Source organism: Aliirhizobium wenxiniae (genome assembly GCF_019511445.1).
Lineage (GTDB): Bacteria > Pseudomonadota > Alphaproteobacteria > Rhizobiales > Rhizobiaceae > Neorhizobium > Neorhizobium wenxiniae_A.
The window spans coordinates 140,143-163,151 of record NZ_JAEUAN010000017.1 but is presented as its reverse complement, the minus strand read 5'-3'; the positions used below and the strand labels follow the sequence as shown (position 1 = coordinate 163,151).

The window sequence follows — 23,009 nt, the reverse complement described above, 5'->3', positions numbered from 1 at the left end:
ATCGCGGCCAATCAAGAAAGTCCCCTCCCAACCCTCCCCGCAAGGGGGAGGGCTTAACCTTGCCGCACCCACCGAAACTCAAAGACGGGGTGAGCGGTCGCCGATGCTCCTCTCCCCCCCTTGTGGGGGAGATGGCCGGCAGGCCAGAGGGGGTGTTTCATACCTGAGCAGCGTTACTTCAACCCATCCCAGGCCTTCTGGATCTCCCCTGCCGCCGTCTTGGCGTCCTTGCCGCCGACATAATCGATCATGCCTGTCCAGAAGGCGCCGGCGCCGATCTTGCCGGGCATCTGGTCGGAAGCGTCGAAGCGGAAGGTCGTGGCGTTGGTGAGGAGCTCGCCCTGCTTCCTCAGGACGTCGTTGGCATAGGCGTCCAGGTTGACGCCCTTGAAGGGCGTGAGGAACGAGGCCTGCGCCATCCAGACCTCGTGAGCGATCGGCGTCTTCACGAACTCGATGAAGGCCTTGGCGGCGGGGCTATCCTTGGTGATAGCGAAAAACGTGCCGGCACCGAGAACCGGGGTGCCTAGCTCAGGCTTGGAGGCGTAGGTCGGCAGATAGAAGAAATCAGCATCGACGCCGAGTTCCTTGTCCGGCGGGAAGAAGGACGGGACGAAGGAGGCCTGATGGTGCAGGTAGCATTTCGGCGGAATGTCGAAGAGACCCTTCGGGCTGTCGCGGAAATCGGTGGAGGCAACGGCGGGCACGCCGCCGGCGACATATTTTTCGTTCTTGGCGAACTTGCCGAATTCCTCGATTGCGCCGACGACGGCCGGGTCATCGAACTTCACCTCGTTCGACACCCACTTGTCGTAGGTTTCCGGCGTCTGGGTGCGCAGCATCATATCCTCGACCCAGTCGGTTGCCGGCCAGCCCGTGGCGCCGCCGGAGCCGAGACCGATGCACCACGGCACGCCGCCATCCTCGACGATCTGGTCGGTCAGCGCGACAAGGTCCTCCATGGTCTTGGGAATTTCGTAACCGGCTTCCTCGAAGTTTTCCGGCACATACCACACCAGCGATTTGAGATCGGCCTTGAAGGGGAAGCCGAAATACCCTTCCTTGCCATCCTTGCCCTTGTAGGTACCATAGCGGATCCAGTCCTCGCCGGAGCCGTAATTCGTCTTCACCCAATCGGCATTTTCCTGGCCGAGCGGAGTGAGGAACCCTTTGGTGGAAAGGTCGGCCAGAAGGCCAGGCTGCGGGATGATGGCGATATTCGGCGGCGAGCCTGCCTGGGTGTCGATGACGATCTGCTGCTCGTAGTTTTCCGACGAGGAGTATTTGCCGTTAATGCCGGTGGCGGCGTTGAAATAGGCAAGTACGCTGTTGAAGAGAACTTCGTCCTCACCGCGCCAGGGACCGAACAGCGTCAGGCTCTGGCCTTTGAGATCAGCATGCGCCGCCTTGAAATCCTCAAAACTCTTCCAGTTGAATTTGGCATCCTCACCCGGCGGAAACTTCAGTTCCTGCGCATGTGCCATGCCCGCGATCAAGGCAACCATAGCGGTGCCGATCCATACAGACGTCCTCATCAAATCCTCCTCCCTCTCAAAATCGTTTAAGTCGACCTGAAAGATTGCCACATGCGACGACGTGGCAACCGGAGTGATGATTTAACGCTCCTGCTGAGGAATCAAGGGGCTATCGCGCAACCATGGCGCGACAAATGTGCAAATTTTAGAATTTTGGCACGGACAGGCTGCAGGCGCGGTGTGCGGCGATAACGGTATTGGCCATCAGCATGGCAATCGTCATCGGCCCGACGCCGCCCGGAACGGGCGTGATCGAGGCCGCAACCTCCGAAGCTTCGGCAAAAGCGACGTCGCCAACGAGCTTGGTCTTGCCCTCGCCCTTTTCGGGAGCCGGCACGCGGTTGATACCGACATCGATGACGGTTGCGCCCGGCTTGACCCAGTCGCGCTTGACCATTTCGGCCCGGCCGACGGCTGCGACCAGAATATCGGCATTGCGGCAGACGGAGGCGAGATCCTTGGTGCGGGAATGCGCCATGGTGACGGTGGCGTTAGCGGCCAAGAGCAGTAGCCCCATCGGCTTGCCGAACAGGTTGGAGCGGCCGATGACGACGGCGTTGAGGCCTGACAGATCCTCACCGTGAACGCGCTTGACGAGCAGCATGGAGCCAGCCGGGGTGCAGGAGATGAGACCGGTCTCGAGGTCGCCCGTGGCGATCTTGCCGGCATTGGCGATGTTCAGGCCATCGACGTCCTTTTCCGGCAGGATGGACTGGATGATCGCGTCGCTATCGAAATGCTTCGGCAGCGGCAGCTGGACGAGAATACCGTGAATGGCCGGATCGGCGTTGAGCGTGTCGACGAGCGCCTGCAGATCTTCCTGCGTCGTCTCTTCCGGCAGCGTGTGCTGGATGGAGTTGAAGCCGCACTGCTTGGCCATCTTGCCCTTGGAATTGACATAGGCATGGCTTGCCGGATCTTCGCCGACGATGATGACCGCGAGGCCCGGCTTGATACCGGTCTTGCCTTCCAGCGATGCGGATGCCTCGGTTACGGCGGAAATCACGGAAGCGGCTGCTTCCTTGCCATCGATCACAAATGCCACGGTGAACTCCTCGCTTCTGAAGCGTAAAATGAGGGGATCGGCGGACGGCCGATTGCCCGTGCACGCCCTATGCTGTCCAGATCGGGCAAATGCAAGGAGTTTGTGCCGGATCAGCCGGTTGCCTTCAGCTTACGCGCTGCATGTTCAGCCACCAATTCGCGAAGCTCCGCCAGTTCACGCTGCAATTGCAGCAGCTCCTCCTGGTCGTATTCAGGAACATCCGCAGCCGCGTCTTCCCAACGCTGCCAGCTTTCCTCACCGCGACGGCTAAAGGACTCTTCCACCAATGCACCGACATTCGGCGGCAGATACGTCGCCTTTACCGGCAAACGGTTTTCGATCAGCAGCGAGCGCATCCTGTCACCGAAGGTCGTGTCATTGGCGGCGAAACGCTGCTCCGGTTCGTTATCGAAGAGGTGTTCATTCTCGTCATAATGATGAAGTCGGCGCTCGTCGGCGCTGACGACCGATGCAGCCGGCTCGGGCAGAAGATCGTGCTCGGGCAAATCCAGTTGAACTGGCATCTCTTCGAATTCCACCGCCAGCCGTGTCTGACGGCGATAACGCAATGCCGCGATAGTGAGACCGGCGAGAAGGCCGACAAGCGCGCCGAGGCCCGCGAGCCTTAACACATCCGGCCCAAGCTGCACGGCCGCAGTCGGCGATGCAGCACGCAGGACCGGCGGAGCGGACGTCATGACCTGTCTGGAGGACGAAGACGTTACCTCGATCTTTTCGAGATTGTGGCGCGCCTCTTCCGCGGCCACCTGCAGGGATGACAGCTGCGCAGCCGTTTCGGTCAGCGGCTTGTCCGCTTCCAGCGCGGCCTTGCGATTGTTGAGCTCAGCCAAGGATTTCGTGGTCGCCGCGAAATCATCCTTGAGCGAGGAAACGAGTTGGCGCAGCGCGCTGCCGACATCACGCCTTGCACCATCCAGCGCGCCCTGGGCGGCGATCAGCCGCGGGTGGAGCGGCCCGAGATTGACAGCCAGCTGCTGCGTGGTCAGCTCCGCCTGCACATAGCGCTGGCGCTCGTATTCCAGGCCGGTAAATTCCAGGCTGTCGGGCAGCGGCTTGGCCAGTACATCGGCGAGTTTCATACCCGATGCCATCTGCTGCTTGTCGCCCAGTTCGGCCAGGCGATGTTCGGTGTCAGCGATGTCGGCATCGAGCGTGCGGCGATCGTCATGAAGCGACTGAAGTTTTTTGCGTGTCTCTTCGTCCAGCTTGCCGACGAAACCTGCAAGCGCGGATTCGGCGCGGTCGGCGGCCTTGCGCATGGCATCCACCTGCGGACTCGGCATTTCGCCGACACTTGTGACAAGCGCACGCCGAAGTTCGCGCCCCAGCTGATTTGCGATCGCGGCCGCCGTCTGCGGATCATCGGCTTTCGCATCGAGCACGATCCGGCTACCGGCAGCATCATAATTGATGGAGATCGCATCCCGCAGCCGCTGACGTGCAGCTTCCTCGGCTTGCGAAACCGTCGTCATGTCCCCCGACAGGACTTCGGAGATGACGCGAATGATCGTCGGGCGATTTTCCTCGCCGTTTGCGAGATTGAGTGTGCGGATAACATTGTCCAAAGCCGCCTTGGACCCAAGCCCCTCAATGGCCGAATGAACAGCAGCCCCGCTTTGCGTGGTCACCGCGATCTGCGTCTCGGCTCTGAATTGGGTGCCGCTCAGTTGCAGGGCTGCAAAAGGGATGGTGATTCCGAAGGCGGCGGTGATAGCAAGCGTGGGGACAACAGCCGAACCAAGCGCAAGCCAAGCCGAACGGAACCGGCGAAACATCGACGGCGTCTCGTCAAGCGCTTGCCTGTCTTTTGCATCGGCATCGATCTGCCCATACATCGTTCACCACCTCTGCCGACAGCGGAGCCGAGATTGCCCGCAGTCATTAACGCAGCTTAAATTTTTGTGGCAAACAAAAGGTTAACCGTCAGGCCAGAGATGGCTGGGATGTCGAAGGTTTGGCACCGGCAGTGGAAACCGGTTGCGGGCGGGCGAGCCGGCGAAGGCCCCTGCCCGTCATGATAACCAGCCCGATATCGGCACCGCGCAAACGATGTTCGACCTGTTCGCCTGAATTGCCTTCAACGATTACCAGATCCAGGCGGCCAAGCGGGTTTGCGTCAGGGGAAATGGCGACAAATTCATGCCAGGGCGCATGACGGCCGAAATGCGCACGGAGCGCTTCCAGGCGCTTCATGTCATCACCGAAAATGCCGATACGGCGAGGCTGCGCAAAATAGGTCAGCAAGGCGGAGACTAAGCCGGCGGAAGAAAATCTCGCATCACTAGAATGCCCTGGGACGAGCTTCAGCAAAAGGCGCATCAACGCGCCGCCGGCCGGCAAAAGCAGATGGTGCTTCAACATATCGCGGCGACCGAGGCCGAGCATGACGCCTGCGAGCGTTGCTTCATCGAGAAAGGAGAGCGTCGCAGGGTTACCTTTTGACAAGGCAAGCTCTTCCGCACGGGCAAGCGCCGCATTCCAACCAAGAGTGGAGATCGGCAAGCCCAGGAATGTTCGGGATGACAGTGCTTTGGAGGATTTTTTGCCTGCGCTCATGACCGGTTCTGTCGAAGAATTCCTATCTGTCCGATCCTATAACATCGTGTCCTCAAGCAGCATTTAAGCAAGACGTTAAAATGCAACCTTTGCGCGGTTATGCGTCACGCGGGCGGATATGGGGCCGCACAGCAACCAGAGTTCTGTGAATCCGATGGGGACACATATTTGTGCGGCCTTGCCGATGATTGTTCCGAGGCGATAAGACCAGAGGTGTCCGGCATGATGCCGGCGCATGTCCAGGCAAGGCCGGCGACGTTATTGCCTACATCATAAATTGCAGAACTTTATGGATGCCAAGGTCGACAAGATGAGCTTATCTCCCAACGCCCCGCTCGCCGAAATTCTGGAACTTGCCCGCACCCAGCGGCTTGCCTTCACCGATCTCTTCACCGTTGCCGAAAGCCGCAGCGCTTTGGGCCAGAAAGCGGAGGCTGCCGAGATCTACAAGGCATGGATCGCCTTCAACGACAGCAATCCTTTCCTGCATCTCGTCTATTTCAATTATTCGGTTACGCTAAGGCAATTGAACGACCTTGCCGGCGCGATCAACGCCTTGCGCGCCTGCCTGAAGCTCGATCCCGCCTTCGGACCGGCACATATCAACCTCGGCCGTGCGTTCGAAGACGGCGGGCTTGCCGTGCAGGCGATCCAGCAATGGCAGGCCTATACTGCGCTTACCGCCGAAAGCACCGCCGACCGGGTCAGCCACCGGCTGATGACGCTTCAGCATATCGGCCGCGTGATGGAAAATGCCGGCCTGCTCGAAGAGGCCGAAACCGCGCTGTGGCAGGCGATCGAGCTTCGTCCCGACAAGCCGGAGGCAGGGCAGCACTGGAGTGCGCTGCGCCAGCGCCAGTGCAAATGGCCGGTTCTGACGCCATCGACCCATGCCACACAGCGGCAAATGATCGACGCCATGTCGCCTCTCACGCTTGCGTGTTATTCGGACGATCCGATCTTCCAGCTGGCCAAGGCCTATCGCTACAACAGGTCGCTGGTCGGGCACGTCGAGACGAAAGACCTGCAGCGCCGCATTCCGAAGCAGAAGACGGGAACGGGGGAACGCCTGCGGGTTGGCTATGTTTCCTCCGACCTCAGAGACCACGCCGTCGGGTTTGCGCTGAGGGAAGTGCTTGAACTGCATGACAAGGAAAGCGTCGAGATTTACGCCTATTATTGCGGCGATCCGGTGCTGCGGGACGAAACACAGACGCGGATGAAGGCGGCTGTCGATTGCTGGCGCGACATCGCCACCTTGACCGACGCCGAAGCCGCAAAGCTGATCGGCGATGACGAGATCGACATCCTCGTTGATGTCAACGGCTACACGAAACACGCCCGGACGCGGATCTTCGCCTACCGGCCGGCACCGGTCATCGTCAATTTCTGCGGTTATCCGGGTTCGATGGGCAGCCTGTTCCATCAGTACATGATCGCCGACGAGCATATCGTGCCTGAAGACAACGAGATTTATTTCTCGGAAAAGGTTTTCCGCATCGCCTGCAACCAGCCGATCGACCGGAAGCGGACTATCGCAAACAAGCCGTCACGCGCAGAGGCAGGGCTGCCGAAGGACAAGTTCGTCTTTGCCTGCTTCAACGGCATGCAGAAGATTACCGACACCACGTTCGGACACTGGATGCAAATCCTGCGGGAAGCGCCAAACAGCGTGCTCTGGCTTCTGACGGGCGGCGACAAGGTGGATCAGCGGCTGCGCGAGATTGCCGAAAAGGCTGGAGTTACCAGCGACCGGATCATCTTTGCTCCGAAGGCTGCCAATGCGCAGCATCTGGCGCGTATCGCTGTGGCCGACCTGTTCCTCGACACGTTCCCTTACGGTGCGCATTCCACCGGAGCCGACGCGTTGACCATGGGACTGCCGGTTCTGACATTCCCCGGCCGCAGCTTTGCCGCCCGTTTCTGCCACAGCATCGTGCATGCCGCCGGTGTTGCGGAGCTTTTGTGCAGCGATCCGGAAAACTATGTGGCAAAGGCTATCGGTTACGCGAAAAACCCGGCCAGCCTGAAGCTGATCAGGGACCAGCTTGCCGCCCGCCGCGAGACCAGCGTGCTTCGCGACATTCCGGGCCTTGCCCGCCGGCTGGAAGAGATCTTCTGGGAGATGCAGGGCGAGTGCGAGCGTGGCGAGACACCGGTACCGGACCTGCGCAACATGGAGGTCTATTACGAGATCGGTGCCGAGCTCGTTCAGGCCCATGTCGACTATTGCGATGATGGCGACTATCGCCAGCATTACCTCGAAAAGCTTGCCGAATGGGACAACCAGTCGCCGATCCCGGCCGACAACCGTCTATGGACCGGGTCGGATCGATAGGCCCAAAACGACAACGCCGGCCTGATCAAGCCGGCGTTGTAATCTGTGTTGTCGTCTCTCTCTTCAGCTTACGCTGCCATGTAAAGAGAGATGATTGTCGATATCTGTTCCGGGCTCAATGCCGCCATATGGGTCTCGATCAGCGTGTCGCGCTGAGCGCTCGACATGGCCACGATGCTTTCCGTCGACAGGCCCGGAAGGGCAGCGTTGTTAAGGGCTGCGATATCGGCCGTAGAGAATGTCGCCAGTCCCTCATTCGACAATGCCGCGAGCTGGCCCGAGGTAAGCGAATTGACCTGGGTCGGGGTCAAGGCTTCCGCCTGCGCTGTCGTCAGCGAAGAGACGACCGACGGGGTGAGGCCGGAAATTGCGCCTGTGCCGAGGGCCGCTATCTCTTCCGTCGTGAAGACGGCAAGGTCATCGGCACCCAGTGCTGCGGCCTGAAGCGCGTTGAGAGCGCCGATCTGCGCGGTCGTAAGCTCCGCGACCTGGGCCGTGGAAAGCGCCACGATCTGATTGTAGTTCAGACCGCCGACCTGGCCGGCGGACAGCGCGCCGATTTGTTCCGTCGTCAGCGATGCGATGATCGCGGTCGACAGGCCCTTGATCGCGGCGGTACCGATGGCGGCAAGATCTGCCGTCGAGAAGGACGCCATGTCCTCCGTGGTCAAGCCGGCAAGTCCGGTTGCGCTGAAGGCTGCGATCTGCGCCGTCGAGAGCGAGTCGAGGTGCTCGCTCGTCAGGGCCGCAACCTGCGCGCTGGTAAGACCGGAGATACCGGCCGTGCCGAGAGCGGCAAGCTCCTGCGTCGACAGGGCTGCGATAAAGCCGGTCGACAGGCCCGGTATCGCCGCTGACGAGATGGCAGCAAGCTTTTCGGGCGAGAAGGATTCCAGATCATCCACCGTGAGGCCGGATATGGCCGTCGATGTCAGCGCCGCAATCTGCGCCGTGGACAGTGCGGAAATCTGGTCCAGCGTCAGCACACCGGTCTGTTCGCTGGTCAGGCCCGCAATGCCCGCCGTCGAGAGGGCCGCAATCTGCTCCGGTCTCAGCGCACCAATCTCCGCCGTGGTCAGCACTGCGACCTGGCGTGATGAAAGAGCGCCGATCTGCGCCGTAGAGAGCGTTTCGAGCTGGTCGAGGCTGAGCGCCGCGACCTGGCCGGTGGTCAGGCCGGAAATGGCGGCGGTTCCCAGAGCCGTTATCTGCTCCGTCGTCAGGGCCGCAATCGTCGCAGTCGACAGACCGGAAATGGCGGCCGAGCTTATGGCTGCGATTTCTGCGGTCGAGAAGGTCGCAAGATCATCAAGACCAAATGCAGAGAGCTGTTTCGAGCTTAGAGCCGCAATCTGCGTCGCCGTCAGAGCTTCAGCCTGATCCGTGCTCAGAGCCGCGATCTGGCTGCTGTTGAGGCCAGCGATGCCCGCGGCGCTCAGGGCCGCGATCTGCTCGGTGGAAAGTGCCGCCAGAACGGTGGTCGTCAATCCCGCCACACCGCTGGAACTCAGGGCCGCGATATCGGCCGTTGAGAAGACGGCCAGATCGTCTGTGCCGAGAGCCGCAACCTGACCCGAGTTCAGTGCACCGACCTGCGTTGCGGTCAAAGCCTCGACCTGGCTGGTGGTCAGCGCGGTAATCTGGGCTGCGCTCAGGCCTGCGATGCCGGCCGTGCCGAGCGCCGCGATCTGGCCGGTCGACAGACCTGCAATCGCGTCGGTGCTGAGCACCGCGATCTGCTTCGAACCGAGAGCGCCCATCTGAGCTGTCGTCAAGGCATCGATCTGGGCGCTACTCAGTGCCGCCACCTGGCCGGTTGTCAGTTCGCCGATTGCAGCCGAGCTTAGCGAGGCGACCTGTTCGGTCGACAATGCGGCAAGGACAGCGGTGGACAGACCTGTGATGGCGCCGGAGCCGAGAGCTGCAAGCTCCTTGGTCGAGAAGACGGCCAGATCATCCGCGCCGAGTGCGGCAACCTGTGCCGAGGTCAGAACTGCGACCTGCGTGCTCGTCAGCGCTTCCACCTGGCCCGTCGACATCGCCGCGACTTGCGCCGAGGTCAGGCCGCTTACACCGGCAGTCGCCATGGCGGCGATCTGTCCGGTCGACAGTGTCGATATGCCGGCCGTGCCGAGTGCTGCTATCTGTCTCGATGACAGCACCCCGATCTGGCCCGTCGTAAGGGCAGTCAGCTGATTGCTGCTGAGGGCTGCCACCTGAGCGGTCGAAAGGGCGGCTATGCTCGAGAAGCTCAATGCCTCGATCTTGTCGCTCGTCAGGGATGCGAGGACCTCCGTCGAAAGCCCGGCCATGGCGCTGGCGCTGAGGGCCGCGATCTCTCTGGTCGTAAAGAGCGCCAGATCATCGCTGCCCAGCGACGCAACCTGGCTTGAGCTCAGGACTGCGACCTGCGAACTGGTCAGGGCCTGCGCCTGCGCCTGCGTCAGTGTAGCGATCTGCGCCGTCGATAGACCAGCGATGACAGAGGTGCTGAGAGCGGCGATCTCATCCGTCGAAAGGGACGCGATATAGGTCGTGCCAAGCGCTTCGAGCTGCTTTGCGTTCAATGCGCTGACCTGGCTGCTGGTCATCCCGGCAAGCTGGGCTGTCGAGAATGCGGCCATCTGCCCGGTGGACAGGCTGGTGATCGCAGCCGTGCTGAAGGCCGCGACATGCTCGTTAGACAGGGATTTCAGAGTGGCAGATGACAGTCCGGCAACAGCGCCGGAGCTCAGGGCACCGATTTCCCTGGTTGCAAAAAGAGCGAGATCATCCGCTCCAAGGGCTGCGACCTGCTTCGACGATAGCGAAGCTATTTGCGTTGCGGTCAGGGCTTCGGTCTGGGCCGTCGTCAGAGCCTCGATCTGGCTTTCGGAAAGCCCTGAGATACCGGCAGTGCTCAGTGCGGCAATCTGACCGGTGGTCAGCGCGGCTAGATCTTCGGTCGAAAGGGCTGCAGCCTGATACGAGTTCAGCGCGCCCATCTGGCGGGTGCTCAAGGCTCCGATCTGGTCGGTGCTCAGTGTTGCAATCTGCCTTGTGGTAAGACCGGCTATTGCCGAGGTTCCCAGACCGGCGATCAATTCCGGCGAAAGCTCAGCCAGCGTATCGGTCGTGAGGCCGGTGATCGCGGTAGAACTGATCGCCGAGAGTGCGGAGGTCGAGAGCGCCCCGATATCATCTGCACCCAACGCCGCAATCTGTTGCGAGGTCAGGGCGCCGACCTGCTTGCTGGAAAGAGCCGCAATCTGGCCGGTGCTCAGCGCGTTGATCTGCTTTGTCGTGAGAGACGCGATCGCGGCGGTGCTCAAGGAGGCGATCTGGTCTGCCGAAAGCGCGGCAATGGCGGCCGTCGTCAGACTGGAGATGGCGTCGGTATTGATCGCAGCGACGTCGGAGGTGGAGAAGGTCTTGATATTCTCCGTTCCGATGACGGCAATCTGGGCGGAACTCAAGGCTGCTACCTGCACGCTGGTCAAGGCGCCGGCGTGCGCCTTGGACAGTGCGGCCACCTGCCCGGTCGTCAGGCCCGAAATGCCGGCCGTGCTGAACGACGAGACCTGAGCCGTGGACAGAGCGGCAATATCATCCGTGCCGAGCGCACCTGCCTGGGCAGCGCTCAGCGAGGATATCTGCCTGGTCGTCAATGAAGCCACCTGGGTGGACAGAAGCGCCGAGATCTGGCCTGTCGTCAAACCGCTGACACCGCTGGCGCTGAGCGCCGCGATCTGCGCGGTGGACAACGAAGTCAGTACCGCAGTCGACAGGCCGGAAATGGCGGCCGAGCTGATTGCCGCCATCTCCTTTGTCGAGAAGGTTGCAAGATCGGCCGAGGAGAGGACCTCGATCTGGTCGATATCTAGAACCGCGATCTGCGTTGCGGTCAGGGCATCGACCTGAGCCGTCGAAAGAGCCGCTATCTGCGCCGTCGACAGGCCTGTCACACCGGCGGTGCTCAATGCCGCAACCTGTGCGGTGGAAAGCGCCGCGATATCATTCGTGCCGAATGCCGAGATCTGCAGCGAGCTTAGCGCCGACATCTGGAGCGTGGACAGGGCTGCGATCTGGCCTGTCGTCAGCGCGGCAATTTGATTTTCGCTCAGGCCCCTCAGACCCGCGGTGCTCAGCGCTGCAATCTGCGCAGAGCTGAAATGCCCGATTGCCGTCCCGCTCAATGCCGCGATCTGCGCCGAGGTCAGGGCTGCGACCTGTTTGTTCGTCAAAGCTCCGATCTGGGCCGAGTTGAGCGATTCGATCTGGTCGCTGGTCAGATTGGCGATTGCCGTTGCGCTGATCGCGCCGAGCTGCTCGCCGGTCAGCGAAGAGATCGCGCTGTTGCTCAGGCCGGCGATGGCCTTAGCGTTGATCGCCGCGATATCGGCTGTCGAGAAGGTCGCGAGGTCCGCGGTGCTCAAGGCGGCGATCTGGGAGGTCTTCAATACGCCGATCTGAAGCGTCGTCAGGGCATCGACCTGGGCCGTCGAAAGTGCGGCGATCTGGTCGGTCGTCAGGCTTGCAACCCCGGCGGTATTGATCGCTGCAATCTGGGCCGTCGAAAGTGCTGCAATCACGTCGGTCGACAATGCTGCAATGGCACCGGCATTCATCACGGCAAACCGAGCAGGCGTGAAGGCCGCGATGGTTTCGGGCGAAAGCGCTCCTACCTGAAGCGACGTCAGCGCTGCAATCTGCGCCGTGGAAAGAGCCGCAAGCTGCAACGACGAAAGTGACGCGATCTGATCTGTCGTGAGCGCTGCAAAAGCCGGCGTCGACAGCGCAGCCACCTGGCTGCTCGAAAGGGATGCCAGCGCTGCGGTGGAAAGAGCTGCAATCTGCTTGGATGTCAGTCCCTTGATCTGGGTCGTGGACAGAGCAGACGCCTGATCGCTCGACAGCGCTGCGATCTGATCCGTCGACAGGGCGGCAAGCGCTCCCGCATTCAAGGCTGCAATCTGATCTGTCGACAAGGCTGCTATCGTGCTGGCCGACAGCCCAGCCATAGCCCTTGCACTGATCGCCGCAACAGATTTTGCGGAAAGGGCAAGCACACTTTCAGAGTCAATTGCCCCCAGCTGGGATGACGACAGGGCCGCGATCTGAGCGGTGGTCAACGCGGCAACCTGCTTGCCGCTCAGGGCCGCCACCTGCTCCGTCGTCATCTTTCCGACGACGGCCGCAGTCAGCGCGGCGATCTGGTCCGGCAACAATGCCTTCAGCGTCGCCGTGCTCATTCCCCCGATTGCCGCGGTCGCGAGAGCGGCCATTTCAGCCGTCGAAAATGTTTTCACGTCCTCCGGATCAAGTGCTGCGATCTGGGCGGACGTCAACGCCTTCACCTGGGCGGTGGTCAGCGCTTCGGCCTGGCTCGAGCTCAAGACCGCGACCTGGGCAACGGTCAGGCGAGAAATCGCTGCGGCGGAAAGAGCGGCGATCTGCGACGTCGTCAGGGCGGCGATGCCGTCAGTCCCGATACCTGCGATCTGCGACGTCTTCAACGCGCCGATCTGATCAGTGGTCAGGGCCTTGATCTGTGCCAGCGAAAGCCTGTCGAGCTGCTCGGTGTTCATTCCCCCGACAGCGCCGGGCGCCAGGGCCGCGATCTGATCGGTGGTAAGAGAAGCGATAGCATTTGCACTCAGGCCGCCGATTGCAGAGCTCGTGATCGCCGCCATGTCCTCGGTCGAGAACGTGGCAAGCTTTGCCGGTGTCAGCATTGCGAGCTGCGCTGCAGTCAGCGCCTTTACCTGCGCGGCGGTCAGGGCCCTCGCCTGATCAACGGACAGAACCTCCATCTGTTCGGATGAAAGCCGTCCGACGGCTGAGGTGCTCAATGCAGCGATCTGCGCCGTGGACAGAGAGGCCATGGCACTGGTGCTGAGGCCTGAAATGGCGCGGCTGGAGAGCGCGCTTATGTTGGCCGTGGAGAAGGCTGCAAGGTCCGCCGCGCTGAGCACGGCGAGCTGTTGGGACGTCAACACCGCAGCCTGACCCGTCGTCAGAGCGGCGATCTGGTCAGTTTTAAGCGCATCGACCTGCCCCGCGGACAAGGCAGCGATTGCGCTTGTGCTGAAGGATGCGACCTGAGCGGCGGAGAGCGATGCCATGACCTCAGTCGACAGCCCGGCCACGGCCCTGTTGCTGAGGACAGCGATTTCATCAGTCGAGAATGTCGCCAGATCATCGGCGCCAAGAGCGCCGACCTGATCCGATGACAACACCCTGATCTGGAGAGCGGTCAATGCTTCGACCTGACGGGGCGAGAAGGCTGCAACCTGATCGGTTGTGAGGCCAAGGATCGCCCTGGTACTCAGGGCGGCAACCTGCTCCGGTGTCAGGCTAGAGATGTCATCCGTGGAGAAGGCGACGATCTGCGTTGCCTTCAAGGCCTGCATATGGTCCGTCGTCAGCGCCGCAATCTGTCTGGCCGACAGTGCATTGATCTGATCCGTGCTCAGAACCGATACGCTTGAGGTGCTGAGGGCGGAGATCTGCCTGGTGGTCAGCGCGCCAACCATCTCCGTACTCAGCGCTGCAACCTGCACTGCTTTCAGCACACCGATCTGTGTCGATGTCAAAGCCGCGATCTGTCCAGTAGAGAATGCCGAGATCTGCGCGGTCGTCAGGCTTACGATAGATGCCGTATTGGCGGCCGCAATCTGGGCGGACGTAAGGGCGGCGATGTGGGCACTGGAGAAGCCGAGAACCGCGCCATTGCTGAGCGCGGCGATACTTGCGGTCGAAAGCGCGGCGATATCGTTGGTTCCGAGAACCGCTATCTGATGAGACCGAAGGGCACCGATCTGGGCCGTCGTCAAGGAGGCAATCTGACCGGTGGAAAGCGCCATGACCTGGTCAGTCGTCAGCCTGGTAATCGAGCCGGCGGAGAGTGCGGCGACCTGCGCGGTCGTCAAGGAGGCCATGACTTCGGTTCTAAGGCCGACGATTGCTGACGGATTGAGAGCCGCCATGTCCTCCGTCGAGAAGGTTGCAAGATCAGCAGGTGTCAGCGCGGCAAGCTGGTCCGAGGTCAAGGAGCCTACCTGCGACGAGGTCAGGGCCTCGGCCTGATCGGTAGAGAATGCCTGCAACTGGGCTGTCGTCAGTGCTGCGACCTGGCCGGTGCTCAGGCTTTCGATTGCAATCTTGCTGAGAACGGCAAGCTGATCCATCGTCAGGCCGACGATCGCATTTGTCGCAATTGCGCTCAGCTGTTGGGAATTCATCGTTTCGATGTCTTCCGTATCCATCGCAGAAATCTGCTCGGAAGACAGGGCCTTGATCTGGGCCGTGGACAATGACGCCACGTCATCGGTCGTCCATGCCGCAACTGCCGCCGTCGAAAGCGACCTGATTTGGGTAACGCTGAGCGAGGAAATGGTCGTAGTCATGTACAGAGCCTTGACGCTTGATCAAATGCTTAAAGACAAACCCGGAGAACAGCTTCTCCGGTATGGCGAACAATGTGAGGAAGCATGATCCTGCCGCCCCATCCCCCCGAAAATGGCGAGCTACAACCGGCATTCACGCCGATGACATCAGAAGCTGTAGGGAGACGGACTTGTGCGAAGCTGAAGTTTTGTTCCAGCGCACAGAAAATCTGATTGAGTATCGATTTACGGGAGTATATGCCCGAAACGCTTCAAACCAGAATAGATCGATCGGCTGTGCGGGACTGAACAGGCCAGTGTGGCGCCGGCCTGCGCGCAGAGTGATCTTCGCCGGTTTCCGAATGTCGGAGACGAAATGATGCGGGTATCAGAACCCGCTTTGCACGCGTGAGAAAACCAGATCCGAAAACAAACCGATCTGTCCACCGATGAAGGATGCCGACAGGCCGATAACGATCATGACGGCAATGATCTTTGGCACGAAGGTCAACGTCATTTCCTGCACCTGTGTCAGTGCCTGGATCAGCGCGATCGAAACCCCGACGATCATGCCCGCACCAACAGCCGGTCCCGCAGCGACAAGGATCGTCCAGATGGCGTTGCGCATAATGTCCAGCGCATCGGCCTCGTTCATGACATTCTACCCTTCATCGGCATATAGATGGTCATATGCCTCTGACACACTAAATCTGAATTGTGTACTCGCCGTCAGTCGAATTCGTACTCGAAATTGTGATACCGGACTGAATCTTGATCAGCTTGCCTTCCTCCGTCACGGCGGTCAGCCCGTCAGACGTCACGTCGACGGATTCGATCACGCCGGTCGTCTTGCCATCCGCGCTGGTGATCGTCTTGCCGACATAATTCGACGCGTTCGACAGGTTCGACTGGCTGATCAGGTTCTCAAGATTGGTATTGGTCTTGATCGTCTGCTCGACCTGCGAGAATGTCGCAAGCTGCGAGACCTGCTCGGTCGCATCCATGGGATCCGTCGGATCCTGGTTCTGCATCTGCGTGATCAGCAGCTTGAGAAAGCTGTTATAGTCGAGAGACGCCTTGGCAGCGTCGGACGTCGAGGCGGTCTGGGCCGCCGTCGTCGTTGTCGTCTGCGTAGACGAACTGGTAGCCGTGATCGTCACCATAGCGCGATTTCCTTTCGCAGTTCCATAACGGCTGCCGGCGTGATTTCGTTCTTGTTGAGAATGGCTTCCTCGACCGGGTAGAGGGCGCGGATGGCCTTCAATGCATCGAAGGGGCGACCCGACGAGACCATGCCGTCGATCCGCTTCAATTCGGAGCGAACTTCCTCGTTCTGGAAGCAGGCCACCAGCATGGTGATCGACTTGCGGAAGAGCGCCATGGAGTGCTCTTTGCCTTCGGGATTGATCAGCATCATCTGGGCGATGAAATAGAGCTGCCGAAGCGGCGTCGTGGTCTGTTCGGGCTGAAGAACATGGTTTTCCAGCAGGAATGTGACGTCGTTGAGGAATTCAATCGAAACCTTCCGGTCCACCCGAAGGACGGCACCGTTGACGAAGATCTTTTCCCCGGATTTCAGCGAAAGGCGTAGCGTACTTTTCATTTAAGTCCATCCCGAATGATGATGGTTATGTCTATGATACCTTGGTAGTTGGTGGAGGTCCGTCGGCGGATGTTCTCCAACTCTTTCAGTATCCATATTGCGATCGATATTAGATTGGCTCTGACTTCCACACTAAGCTGATTGTCGGCGCTCCGGAGATCTTCAATCAACCTTATCCATACCCGTCTCGTGTAGTAGACGGCCTCGATCGAATCCTTGTCGTATTTGTCGCTCTGCTTCGCGACCTCCAACAATTCAATCGATCTTGTCAGGATCTGGCGTTCTCGTTCGCGGGCGACAGTGAGATCATCCTCCATGATCTCCGCGTATGAAAACTGAAACATTCATTTACCCTTCATGGTAGAGCGCGCATCGTCCTTACATGACGATGACTAGATATAATCAGCGAGGCTCATGCCTAAGATTCGAGAGGTGATGGAGTAAGAAGTCTCAACCTGGTTCAACAGCGTCGACAGGCGAACCGAAGCCTCTTCCGTATCCACACCCACCAAGCTCGTCAGCTGCGTATCGATGATCGTGATCTGGTTGCTCATGTACGTGTTCGCTTTGTCGATGCGTTCCTGCGACAAACCAAGTGCCGACTGCTGAGCAGTCACGCCGGAGATTGCTGTGCCGGCATATTGCGTCGCCTTCTGGCTCACTACGGACAGGGCTCCGCTACCGAGCCCGGCATTCGTCAATTGCGAGGCTACCACAGACGCGAGGACAAGGTTCTTGAAACCTTCGGAATTGGCGCTGGTGGATGTCGCTACGGTTTCCGAAGAGCTTATGCGCGTCATCATTACGTTGTCAGACGCGTTATTCCAGGTCGGCCAGTCGAATCCTGTCTCGTAATCGGACAAAAATGTCTTCATCTGATCAGCGGTAACATCGGCAGCCGTCGACGTCACACCGTTTGTGGCATCCATAAACGCCCGAAACGCGGTGTTGAAGTCGTCCGTCACGTTATCGATGAAATCGTCACCGAAGGTCTGAACATCTGTCGCGGTGCCGGAGAACAGGTATTCTCCGTTTACGGCAGTGTTCGCGTAGCTGACGAAATTCTCGAGAACCGATTGTGCGCTGTCGGCGGAAACCTTCAGGCTGTTGACGTCGGTGTTGCCGCTCAAGGCGGTCAGGGCGTCCAGCAGCGTCTGTCCGGCATTGGAGATGTTGGTCAACGCAAGCTGTGACCCTTCCATTCTCGTCTCGGCGAAGGAATTCGAGTCGATGACCGACTGGAGCCGGCTGCTTTCACGCGAATAATCCAGGCTTGTCGATGTGCGGGTGCCCAGTTCCAGGCCCACATCCGAATAGGTGCCGGTAACCGCTTCGTCCTGCAGCTTGACAATCTCCGTCATCGCGCTGGAGACGGTGGATTGCATCGACTGACTAATGGCGAGGGATGAGATTGACGTTGTTTTCATGACTAGCTAGCCGCCTGCATCAGTGAAGCCAGCATCTCGTCAATCGTCGAAAGCAGCTTCGTTGCCGCCTTGTAGGATTGCTCGATGTCCAGCAGGAGAATGAGTTCCTCGTCAAGGTTCACGCCGGTCGCATTGGCGTAAGCTTCCTTTGCCCGCATCTGCATGGCCGAAGTGCTTTCCGCAGCCGTGCTGGCATTGCTTCGATATTCCTGGACCCAACCGACGGAGTCTGTCGAAAAGGCCAGAAGCGTGGCGTTGGTCGTCGTTCCGGCCTCACCGTCGAAGCTTACTGTCTCCTCGAAGCCAGCGAGATATTTGTAGAGAAGGTCCGAGAAACCCGCAGCATTTCCCGTATTCGGACTGACGCTGTCGTCGTTGACGTTGCCGTTTCTCAGCCTTGTCGGATCTGCCTGGGCATTCGGATTGACGGTAATCAGGCCGGCCAGGCCGGGCACGATTGTCGCATCGGCAGGATCAAGCGACAGATCGTCGGGGTTCATGCCGTTGACAGTGAACAGGCCAGGTATCCGGCTATCGGTGGCATCCAGTTCGGCAAAGACATTGATCGTCACACGGGCGATCTCGTCCAGTTGCTTCTGGTAGCCGGGATAGACTTCGTCACGCAGCTGCAACAGCGACTGAAGCGAACCGTTGGCGCTTGTGCTGCTGCCCTTGCCGGCAGCGAGTGCCACGCCGTCGATATAGATGGCGTTGCCGGTCGTCTCCGCATCGAAGGCCGCACGGGGTTCGAATGTCACGGCACGCGGCACGGTCTCGAACAGCGTGATGCCGCCGCTGGTGTAGAGCACCATGTCATTGCCATCGCGAACGGTGCTCGTGACGCCAATGATTTCGGAGATCTGCTTTACGAGGCTTTCGCGCGTGTCGAGTGCATCATTGGGGTCTTCACCCCTTGCGGTCTTCTCCTTGACCTTGTCGTTGACCTTCTCGAAGTCCTTCAGGAGCTGGTTCAACTTGTCGACGGTCGACGAGATCTGCGAATCCGCCTCGACGCGCAGGTTCTGGACCGCAGACGTCTGCTGGTTGAGGGATTTGGCAACATCGCCGGCTGCAGCAACGGCGGCGGCGGCCAGGGTCACATCACTCGGCGACGTGGCATATGTGTCCAGCGACTCGACCAGAGCCGCAAGATATTGGGAAGGCGTCGCGGAGGATTGGTTGCCGCCCATCACCGCATCAAGCGATACAAGCCCCTCCAACAAGGCCTGCTGACCGGCATTGTCGGCAATCGCCGACAATGTCTGCTTCAGGAGAGCCGCGTCCTCGGTCCGCTCGATCTTGACCGTCGTCGCACCCGAATAAGGATTTGTCGTCGTAATTGCTGTACGCCGATTATAATCCTCATTGGTGGTGTTGGACGTGTTGGTCGACACCGTTGCCGTCTGAGTCGCGGTGTTGCTCAGGATCGACTTGGTCGTGTTGATTGCGGACGCGATGGACATTCACTTAACTCCTACGCCTTAACGGGCGAGATTGATGAGAACATCCATCAGGTCAGAGCCGGTCTGGAATACCTTGGAATTCGCGGTGTAGCTGCGCTGCGATTCGATCATTTCGGTCAGCTCGCTTGCGAGGTCGACGTTGGATGTTTCCAGCGCGCCGGCCACGATCTCACCGAAGCCGGTGGTGCCGGCGAAACCGATGGTGACGACGCCGGAGTCGGCTGTCGGCTTGTAAACGTTGCCCGAGAAAAGCTTGAGATTATCCGGGCTCTGAACCGTTGCCATGGCAACCTGATAGAGAGCCTTCGGATCGCTCTTGGCGTAGGTGGCGTAGACGGTACCGTCCGAATCGATCTGGATGCCGGTCATCGATTCCGCGGGGCTGCCGTTGGCGCTACCCTCGGAGATGAGGGATTCGCTCGAGAGCTGGTTCATGCCCGAAAGATCGAAGGAGATGCCATTGACCATCAACGATTTACCATCGGCCCCGGCCCCGGTGCCGCTCATGCTCACCAGGCCCTTCGAATCGAATACCATGTCAGCGCGGATGGCCGTGCTCGAGTAAGGGAAGCTTCCACTACCAGTGGTGCTCTTGTCTGCGGCATTGTACGCGGCTACTTCCCAGCTATTGTCACCGGTCTTGGTGAAGTAGAAATCGTAGGTGACGGACGCGCCGTATTCGTCATACGTGGTCACCGAGGTCTTCAGGATACTGTCCATGTCAACATCGGTCGTCGCAGAGTTGTCGCTTGCCCAACCGCCAATCGCAACAGCATCAGCTGACTTGTTGAGGTTACCAGTCAGCGAACCGTTGGTGGTTGCGACAGCAGTAATCGCGGAGTTCGAAGCCTTTACCGGAACCAGGCCATCGTAAGAGTTGACGACCGTGGTCGGCGTGCCTCCATCGGCGTTATAACCGAGAAGCATGTAGCCTGCAGCGTTGACGAGGTAGCCCTCTTCGTCCGGTACGAAGGAACCGGCACGCGTCAGGAAGATGTTGCCGGCGGTGTCCTGGACGATGAAGAAACCCTCACCCTGGATCGCGAGGTCAGATCCGGACGTGGTATATTCAAGCGCACCCTGCTCGGAAACCGAGTAGCGAACCTTGGTCTCTACGCCGCCGGAATTATAGTTGCCGGAGGTGGAAGGAAGAACCAGTGACGAAAACGAGGTCGATGCACCCTTGTAGGCGGTCGTGCTCGAGTTCGCGATATTGTCACCAACCGTCCCCAGGCGGTTCGCCTGAGCATTCATGCCCGATACGGCGGTTTTCATGGTTCCAAAAATGCTCATTTCGAATCCTCGCTGTGATAGTTGCTCCACATTAGGTGCCGGTCCTTGCGTGAAGCTGTCTGAAAACGGTGGGTGGAAAATTTGAAAAACTATTTTCGAAGGCGGAACCGACGCCAGGCGTGAGCGTCGGAACACAAGAAATCAGGACAGACACAAACGGCCGGACAAACACGCCCGGCCGACCTACAAAAAAGGGGCGATCCGGATCGCCCCTCACAAATTTCAATTCCAGTCGATGCAATATCCGAGGAAGCGCTTTGAATCGATCGGATCGGTTCCGAGCTTCTTGCGCAGCTTCTTGCGAAGCTTGCTGATATGGCTTTCGACGACGTTCTCCTCGACGTCCTCGTCGAAGATGCCGTAGATGGCGGAGAAGATCTGCGCCTTGGACACACGGCGGCCGCGATTGGCGACCAGATATTCAAGAATGCGGCGCTCGCGGCGCGGCAGCGGGAAGACTTCGCCACCGATCTCGGGATCGCGACCGTCGGAATAGACACGGATCGAACCGATATCGGTATAGTTGGCGATCGCAGTCAGGCGACGGCGGATGGCGGCGGCGCGGGCCAGGATCTCGCGCGGATGAACCGGCTTGCGCACCACATCATCGACACCGGCATCGAACAGTGCAAGCGTTACATCGAGCGACGGCTGATCGGAAACGGCGATCACCGGTGCGGTGGAGCGATCACGGATGGTGCGCGGCAGATCGCAGGCGTTTCTCGTCTGGCCGATGAGGAAAGCCTCGATGGCGCGGATATCGGCATCGGCTGCGGAGTTGACCCACTCGCCGAATTCGACTGGATCGAAGCCCGCCGAGGGAATGCCCTCGCGGCCGAACAGGGATGTGTAACCTTCCGTTACGAGCTCTCGCTCATCAACCACGACGATCATCCATGTATCTCCGAATCAGCAGCCATCATGTGCTGGGACATGAGTACGAATCGGGAGACTCGGCCACAATTATAGGAACTTGTGGGGACTAATTAATAATTGATTAACCACGACGCTCCGATTTGCCCTACATCTAGTAGGTCAAATTCATGGAGGCACAATTTTTCAGTGGATATGCTGCCGCCTGAAAGAACTCCCGCATAAGTCCGTTTGACACGCCTCATTCTTGCCGGACTCGTGGCAGGCGAGTCTTCGCCACCTGCGGAGCAACCAAAGATTGTAGTAAATCTCGATTGGTTTCGTCGCCCGAGGCCGGGTCAGGGTTCCTTGCTGAAGATTGCTGGCCGCGAGCCGTTGGCCAGAGAAGCGATATAGGAGCGCGCCGTATCGAGCGCCTCGCGGATCGTTACATCCATGTCGAGATAGCGATATGTGCCGAGACGGCCGACGAATGTCACCCCCTCCTCCAGGCGGGCACGCGCGACATATTGCGTCAACAACGCCTGCTCGCCGCTCAGTCGGATCGGATAGTAGGGCACATCGTCCGGGCCGCATTCGCGCGAATATTCGCGATAGCACAGGCTGCTCTCGTGCGTTTCCCAGGGCGAGAAATGCTTGTGCTCGGTGATCCGCGTGAAGGGTATGTCGGCATTGCCGTAATTCATCACCGCGCAGCCCTGATAGTCTCCCTCGTAGCGGAACTCCTCGAAATCGAGGGTGCGATATCCAAGACGGCCAAGCTCGTAATCAAAATAGCCATCGAGCGGTCCGGAATAGAAGACGTGCCCGAAATCATCGGCATCGGTGCGGACAAAATTCCGGTCGAGTTCGACCGAGATGTTTTCGTGCGACAAGATGCTTGCGACCATCTCGGTATAACCGTTCTCCGGCATGCCCTGGAAACGATGGGAGAAGTAGTTGTCGTCATAATTGAACCGCACCGGCAGCCGCTTGAGAATGCTTGCGGGCAGATCCTTGGGCGAGCATCCCCATTGCTTGCGGGTGTAACCCTCGAAAAAAGCTTCGTAGAGCTCGCGCCCGACGAATTTGAGCGCCTGCTCCTCGAATGTCACGGGTTCCCCGATCGACGGATCGGACAGCGACGAGATGAAGTCGCGCGCCTCATCCGGGCTGAACGTCTTTCCGAAGAACTGGTTGATCGTATGCAGGTTGACGGGCAGCGAATAGATCTGGCCGTTGCTGGTCGTCTTCACCCTGTTCACATAGGGCATGAACACCATGTGCCGGTTGACGTAAGCCCAGACCTCGTCGTCATTGGTATGGAATATATGCGGCCCATAGACGTGCACCATTACGCCGGACGCTTCATCCCGCTCGGCATGGCAATTGCCGGCGATATGAGAGCGCCGATCGATGATCCTGACCTGATGACCGGCCTCCGCCAGCTCCCGGCCGATGACGGCGCCGGACAGGCCGGCACCGACGATCAGAACTGGTTTGCGCACC

The 23,009-nt window shown here is 59.6% G+C and carries 15 protein-coding genes; 1 reads left to right on the top strand and 14 read right to left on the bottom strand.

The genetic code is table 11. The features are described 5' to 3' along the window. Positions 1–173: 173 nt before the first annotated feature. From JNB91_RS20550 to JNB91_RS20535, 4 genes are all read right to left on the bottom strand, one after another. The gene (locus JNB91_RS20550; RefSeq protein ID WP_220327335.1) at positions 174–1,535 is read right to left on the bottom strand and encodes an ABC transporter substrate-binding protein; all 1,362 of its coding nucleotides are present in this window, start codon (positions 1,533–1,535) and stop codon (positions 174–176) included. A gap of 145 nt (positions 1,536–1,680) precedes the next feature. Continuing rightward, positions 1,681–2,580, bottom strand: coding sequence for a bifunctional methylenetetrahydrofolate dehydrogenase/methenyltetrahydrofolate cyclohydrolase FolD (gene folD / locus JNB91_RS20545; protein WP_220327334.1), 900 nt, complete (start codon positions 2,578–2,580; stop codon positions 1,681–1,683). 110 nt (positions 2,581–2,690) lie between these two features. Then, the gene (locus JNB91_RS20540; protein ID WP_220327333.1) at positions 2,691–4,436 is read right to left on the bottom strand and encodes a GumC domain-containing protein; all 1,746 of its coding nucleotides are present in this window, start codon (positions 4,434–4,436) and stop codon (positions 2,691–2,693) included. An 88-nt stretch (positions 4,437–4,524) separates the two neighbouring features. Beyond that, complete coding sequence (locus tag JNB91_RS20535) at positions 4,525–5,157, bottom strand: hypothetical protein (RefSeq protein ID WP_220327332.1); 633 nt, start codon at positions 5,155–5,157, stop codon at positions 4,525–4,527. 289 nt (positions 5,158–5,446) lie between these two features. On the opposite strand from JNB91_RS20535, the gene JNB91_RS20530 reads away from it, so the two are divergent. Continuing rightward, positions 5,447–7,495, top strand: coding sequence for an O-linked N-acetylglucosamine transferase, SPINDLY family protein (locus tag JNB91_RS20530; protein ID WP_220327331.1), 2,049 nt, complete (start codon positions 5,447–5,449; stop codon positions 7,493–7,495). A 68-nt stretch (positions 7,496–7,563) separates the two neighbouring features. Here JNB91_RS20530 and JNB91_RS20525 read toward each other — a convergent pair whose 3' ends face one another. The 10 genes from JNB91_RS20525 to JNB91_RS20480 form a co-directional block, all read right to left on the bottom strand. After that, positions 7,564–14,883 carry a beta strand repeat-containing protein gene (locus JNB91_RS20525; protein WP_220327330.1) on the bottom strand — a complete coding sequence of 2,440 codons (7,320 nt, stop codon included), beginning with the start codon at positions 14,881–14,883 and terminating at the stop codon, positions 7,564–7,566. A 367-nt stretch (positions 14,884–15,250) separates the two neighbouring features. Continuing rightward, entirely contained in the window at positions 15,251–15,517 is a 267-nt protein-coding gene (locus tag JNB91_RS20520; protein WP_220327329.1) for a flagellar biosynthetic protein FliQ, read from the bottom strand. 49 nt (positions 15,518–15,566) lie between these two features. Continuing rightward, positions 15,567–16,022 (bottom strand): flagellar hook assembly protein FlgD, encoded by a 456-nt coding sequence (gene flgD / locus JNB91_RS20515; RefSeq protein ID WP_220327349.1) that lies wholly within the window; start codon positions 16,020–16,022, stop codon positions 15,567–15,569. After that, entirely contained in the window at positions 16,019–16,465 is a 447-nt protein-coding gene (gene flbT / locus JNB91_RS20510; protein WP_220327328.1) for a flagellar biosynthesis repressor FlbT, read from the bottom strand. The genes flgD and flbT overlap by 4 nt, the downstream gene beginning before the upstream one ends. Continuing rightward, a complete protein-coding gene (flaF, locus tag JNB91_RS20505) occupies positions 16,462–16,809 on the bottom strand; it encodes a flagellar biosynthesis regulator FlaF (RefSeq protein ID WP_112456095.1) in 348 nt (115 codons plus the stop codon). Before flaF ends, flbT begins: the two co-directional genes overlap by 4 nt. A gap of 48 nt (positions 16,810–16,857) precedes the next feature. Further along, on the bottom strand, positions 16,858–17,892 hold the full coding sequence (locus JNB91_RS20500) for a flagellar hook-associated family protein (protein ID WP_220327327.1): 1,035 nt from the start codon (positions 17,890–17,892) through the stop codon (positions 16,858–16,860). A 2-nt stretch (positions 17,893–17,894) separates the two neighbouring features. Further along, a complete protein-coding gene (gene flgK / locus JNB91_RS20495; RefSeq protein WP_220327326.1) occupies positions 17,895–19,355 on the bottom strand; it encodes a flagellar hook-associated protein FlgK in 1,461 nt (486 codons plus the stop codon). 18 nt (positions 19,356–19,373) lie between these two features. Next, on the bottom strand, positions 19,374–20,648 hold the full coding sequence (locus JNB91_RS20490) for a flagellar hook protein FlgE (protein WP_220327325.1): 1,275 nt from the start codon (positions 20,646–20,648) through the stop codon (positions 19,374–19,376). 222 nt (positions 20,649–20,870) lie between these two features. Continuing rightward, a complete protein-coding gene (locus JNB91_RS20485; RefSeq protein ID WP_220327324.1) occupies positions 20,871–21,542 on the bottom strand; it encodes a response regulator transcription factor in 672 nt (223 codons plus the stop codon). A gap of 317 nt (positions 21,543–21,859) precedes the next feature. Next, positions 21,860–23,008, bottom strand: coding sequence for a UDP-galactopyranose/dTDP-fucopyranose mutase family protein (locus tag JNB91_RS20480; protein WP_220327323.1), 1,149 nt, complete (start codon positions 23,006–23,008; stop codon positions 21,860–21,862). Between the last annotated feature and the right edge of the window lies 1 nt (position 23,009).

Coding starts and splice junctions, on each gene's coding strand:
- JNB91_RS20530 (WP_220327331.1), top strand. CDS start 5,447: ATGGATGCCAAGGTCGACAAGATGAGCTTATCTCCCAACGCCCCGCTC.
- JNB91_RS20525 (WP_220327330.1), bottom strand. CDS start 14,883: ATGACTACGACCATTTCCTCGCTCAGCGTTACCCAAATCAGGTCGCTT.
- flaF (WP_112456095.1), bottom strand. CDS start 16,809: ATGTTTCAGTTTTCATACGCGGAGATCATGGAGGATGATCTCACTGTC.
- JNB91_RS20485 (WP_220327324.1), bottom strand. CDS start 21,542: ATGATCGTCGTGGTTGATGAGCGAGAGCTCGTAACGGAAGGTTACACA.
- JNB91_RS20540 (WP_220327333.1), bottom strand. CDS start 4,436: ATGTATGGGCAGATCGATGCCGATGCAAAAGACAGGCAAGCGCTTGAC.
- JNB91_RS20535 (WP_220327332.1), bottom strand. CDS start 5,157: ATGAGCGCAGGCAAAAAATCCTCCAAAGCACTGTCATCCCGAACATTC.
- JNB91_RS20550 (WP_220327335.1), bottom strand. CDS start 1,535: ATGAGGACGTCTGTATGGATCGGCACCGCTATGGTTGCCTTGATCGCG.
- flgK (WP_220327326.1), bottom strand. CDS start 19,355: ATGTCCATCGCGTCCGCAATCAACACGACCAAGTCGATCCTGAGCAAC.
- JNB91_RS20490 (WP_220327325.1), bottom strand. CDS start 20,648: ATGAGCATTTTTGGAACCATGAAAACCGCCGTATCGGGCATGAATGCT.
- JNB91_RS20520 (WP_220327329.1), bottom strand. CDS start 15,517: ATGAACGAGGCCGATGCGCTGGACATTATGCGCAACGCCATCTGGACG.
- JNB91_RS20500 (WP_220327327.1), bottom strand. CDS start 17,892: ATGAAAACAACGTCAATCTCATCCCTCGCCATTAGTCAGTCGATGCAA.
- flbT (WP_220327328.1), bottom strand. CDS start 16,465: ATGAAAAGTACGCTACGCCTTTCGCTGAAATCCGGGGAAAAGATCTTC.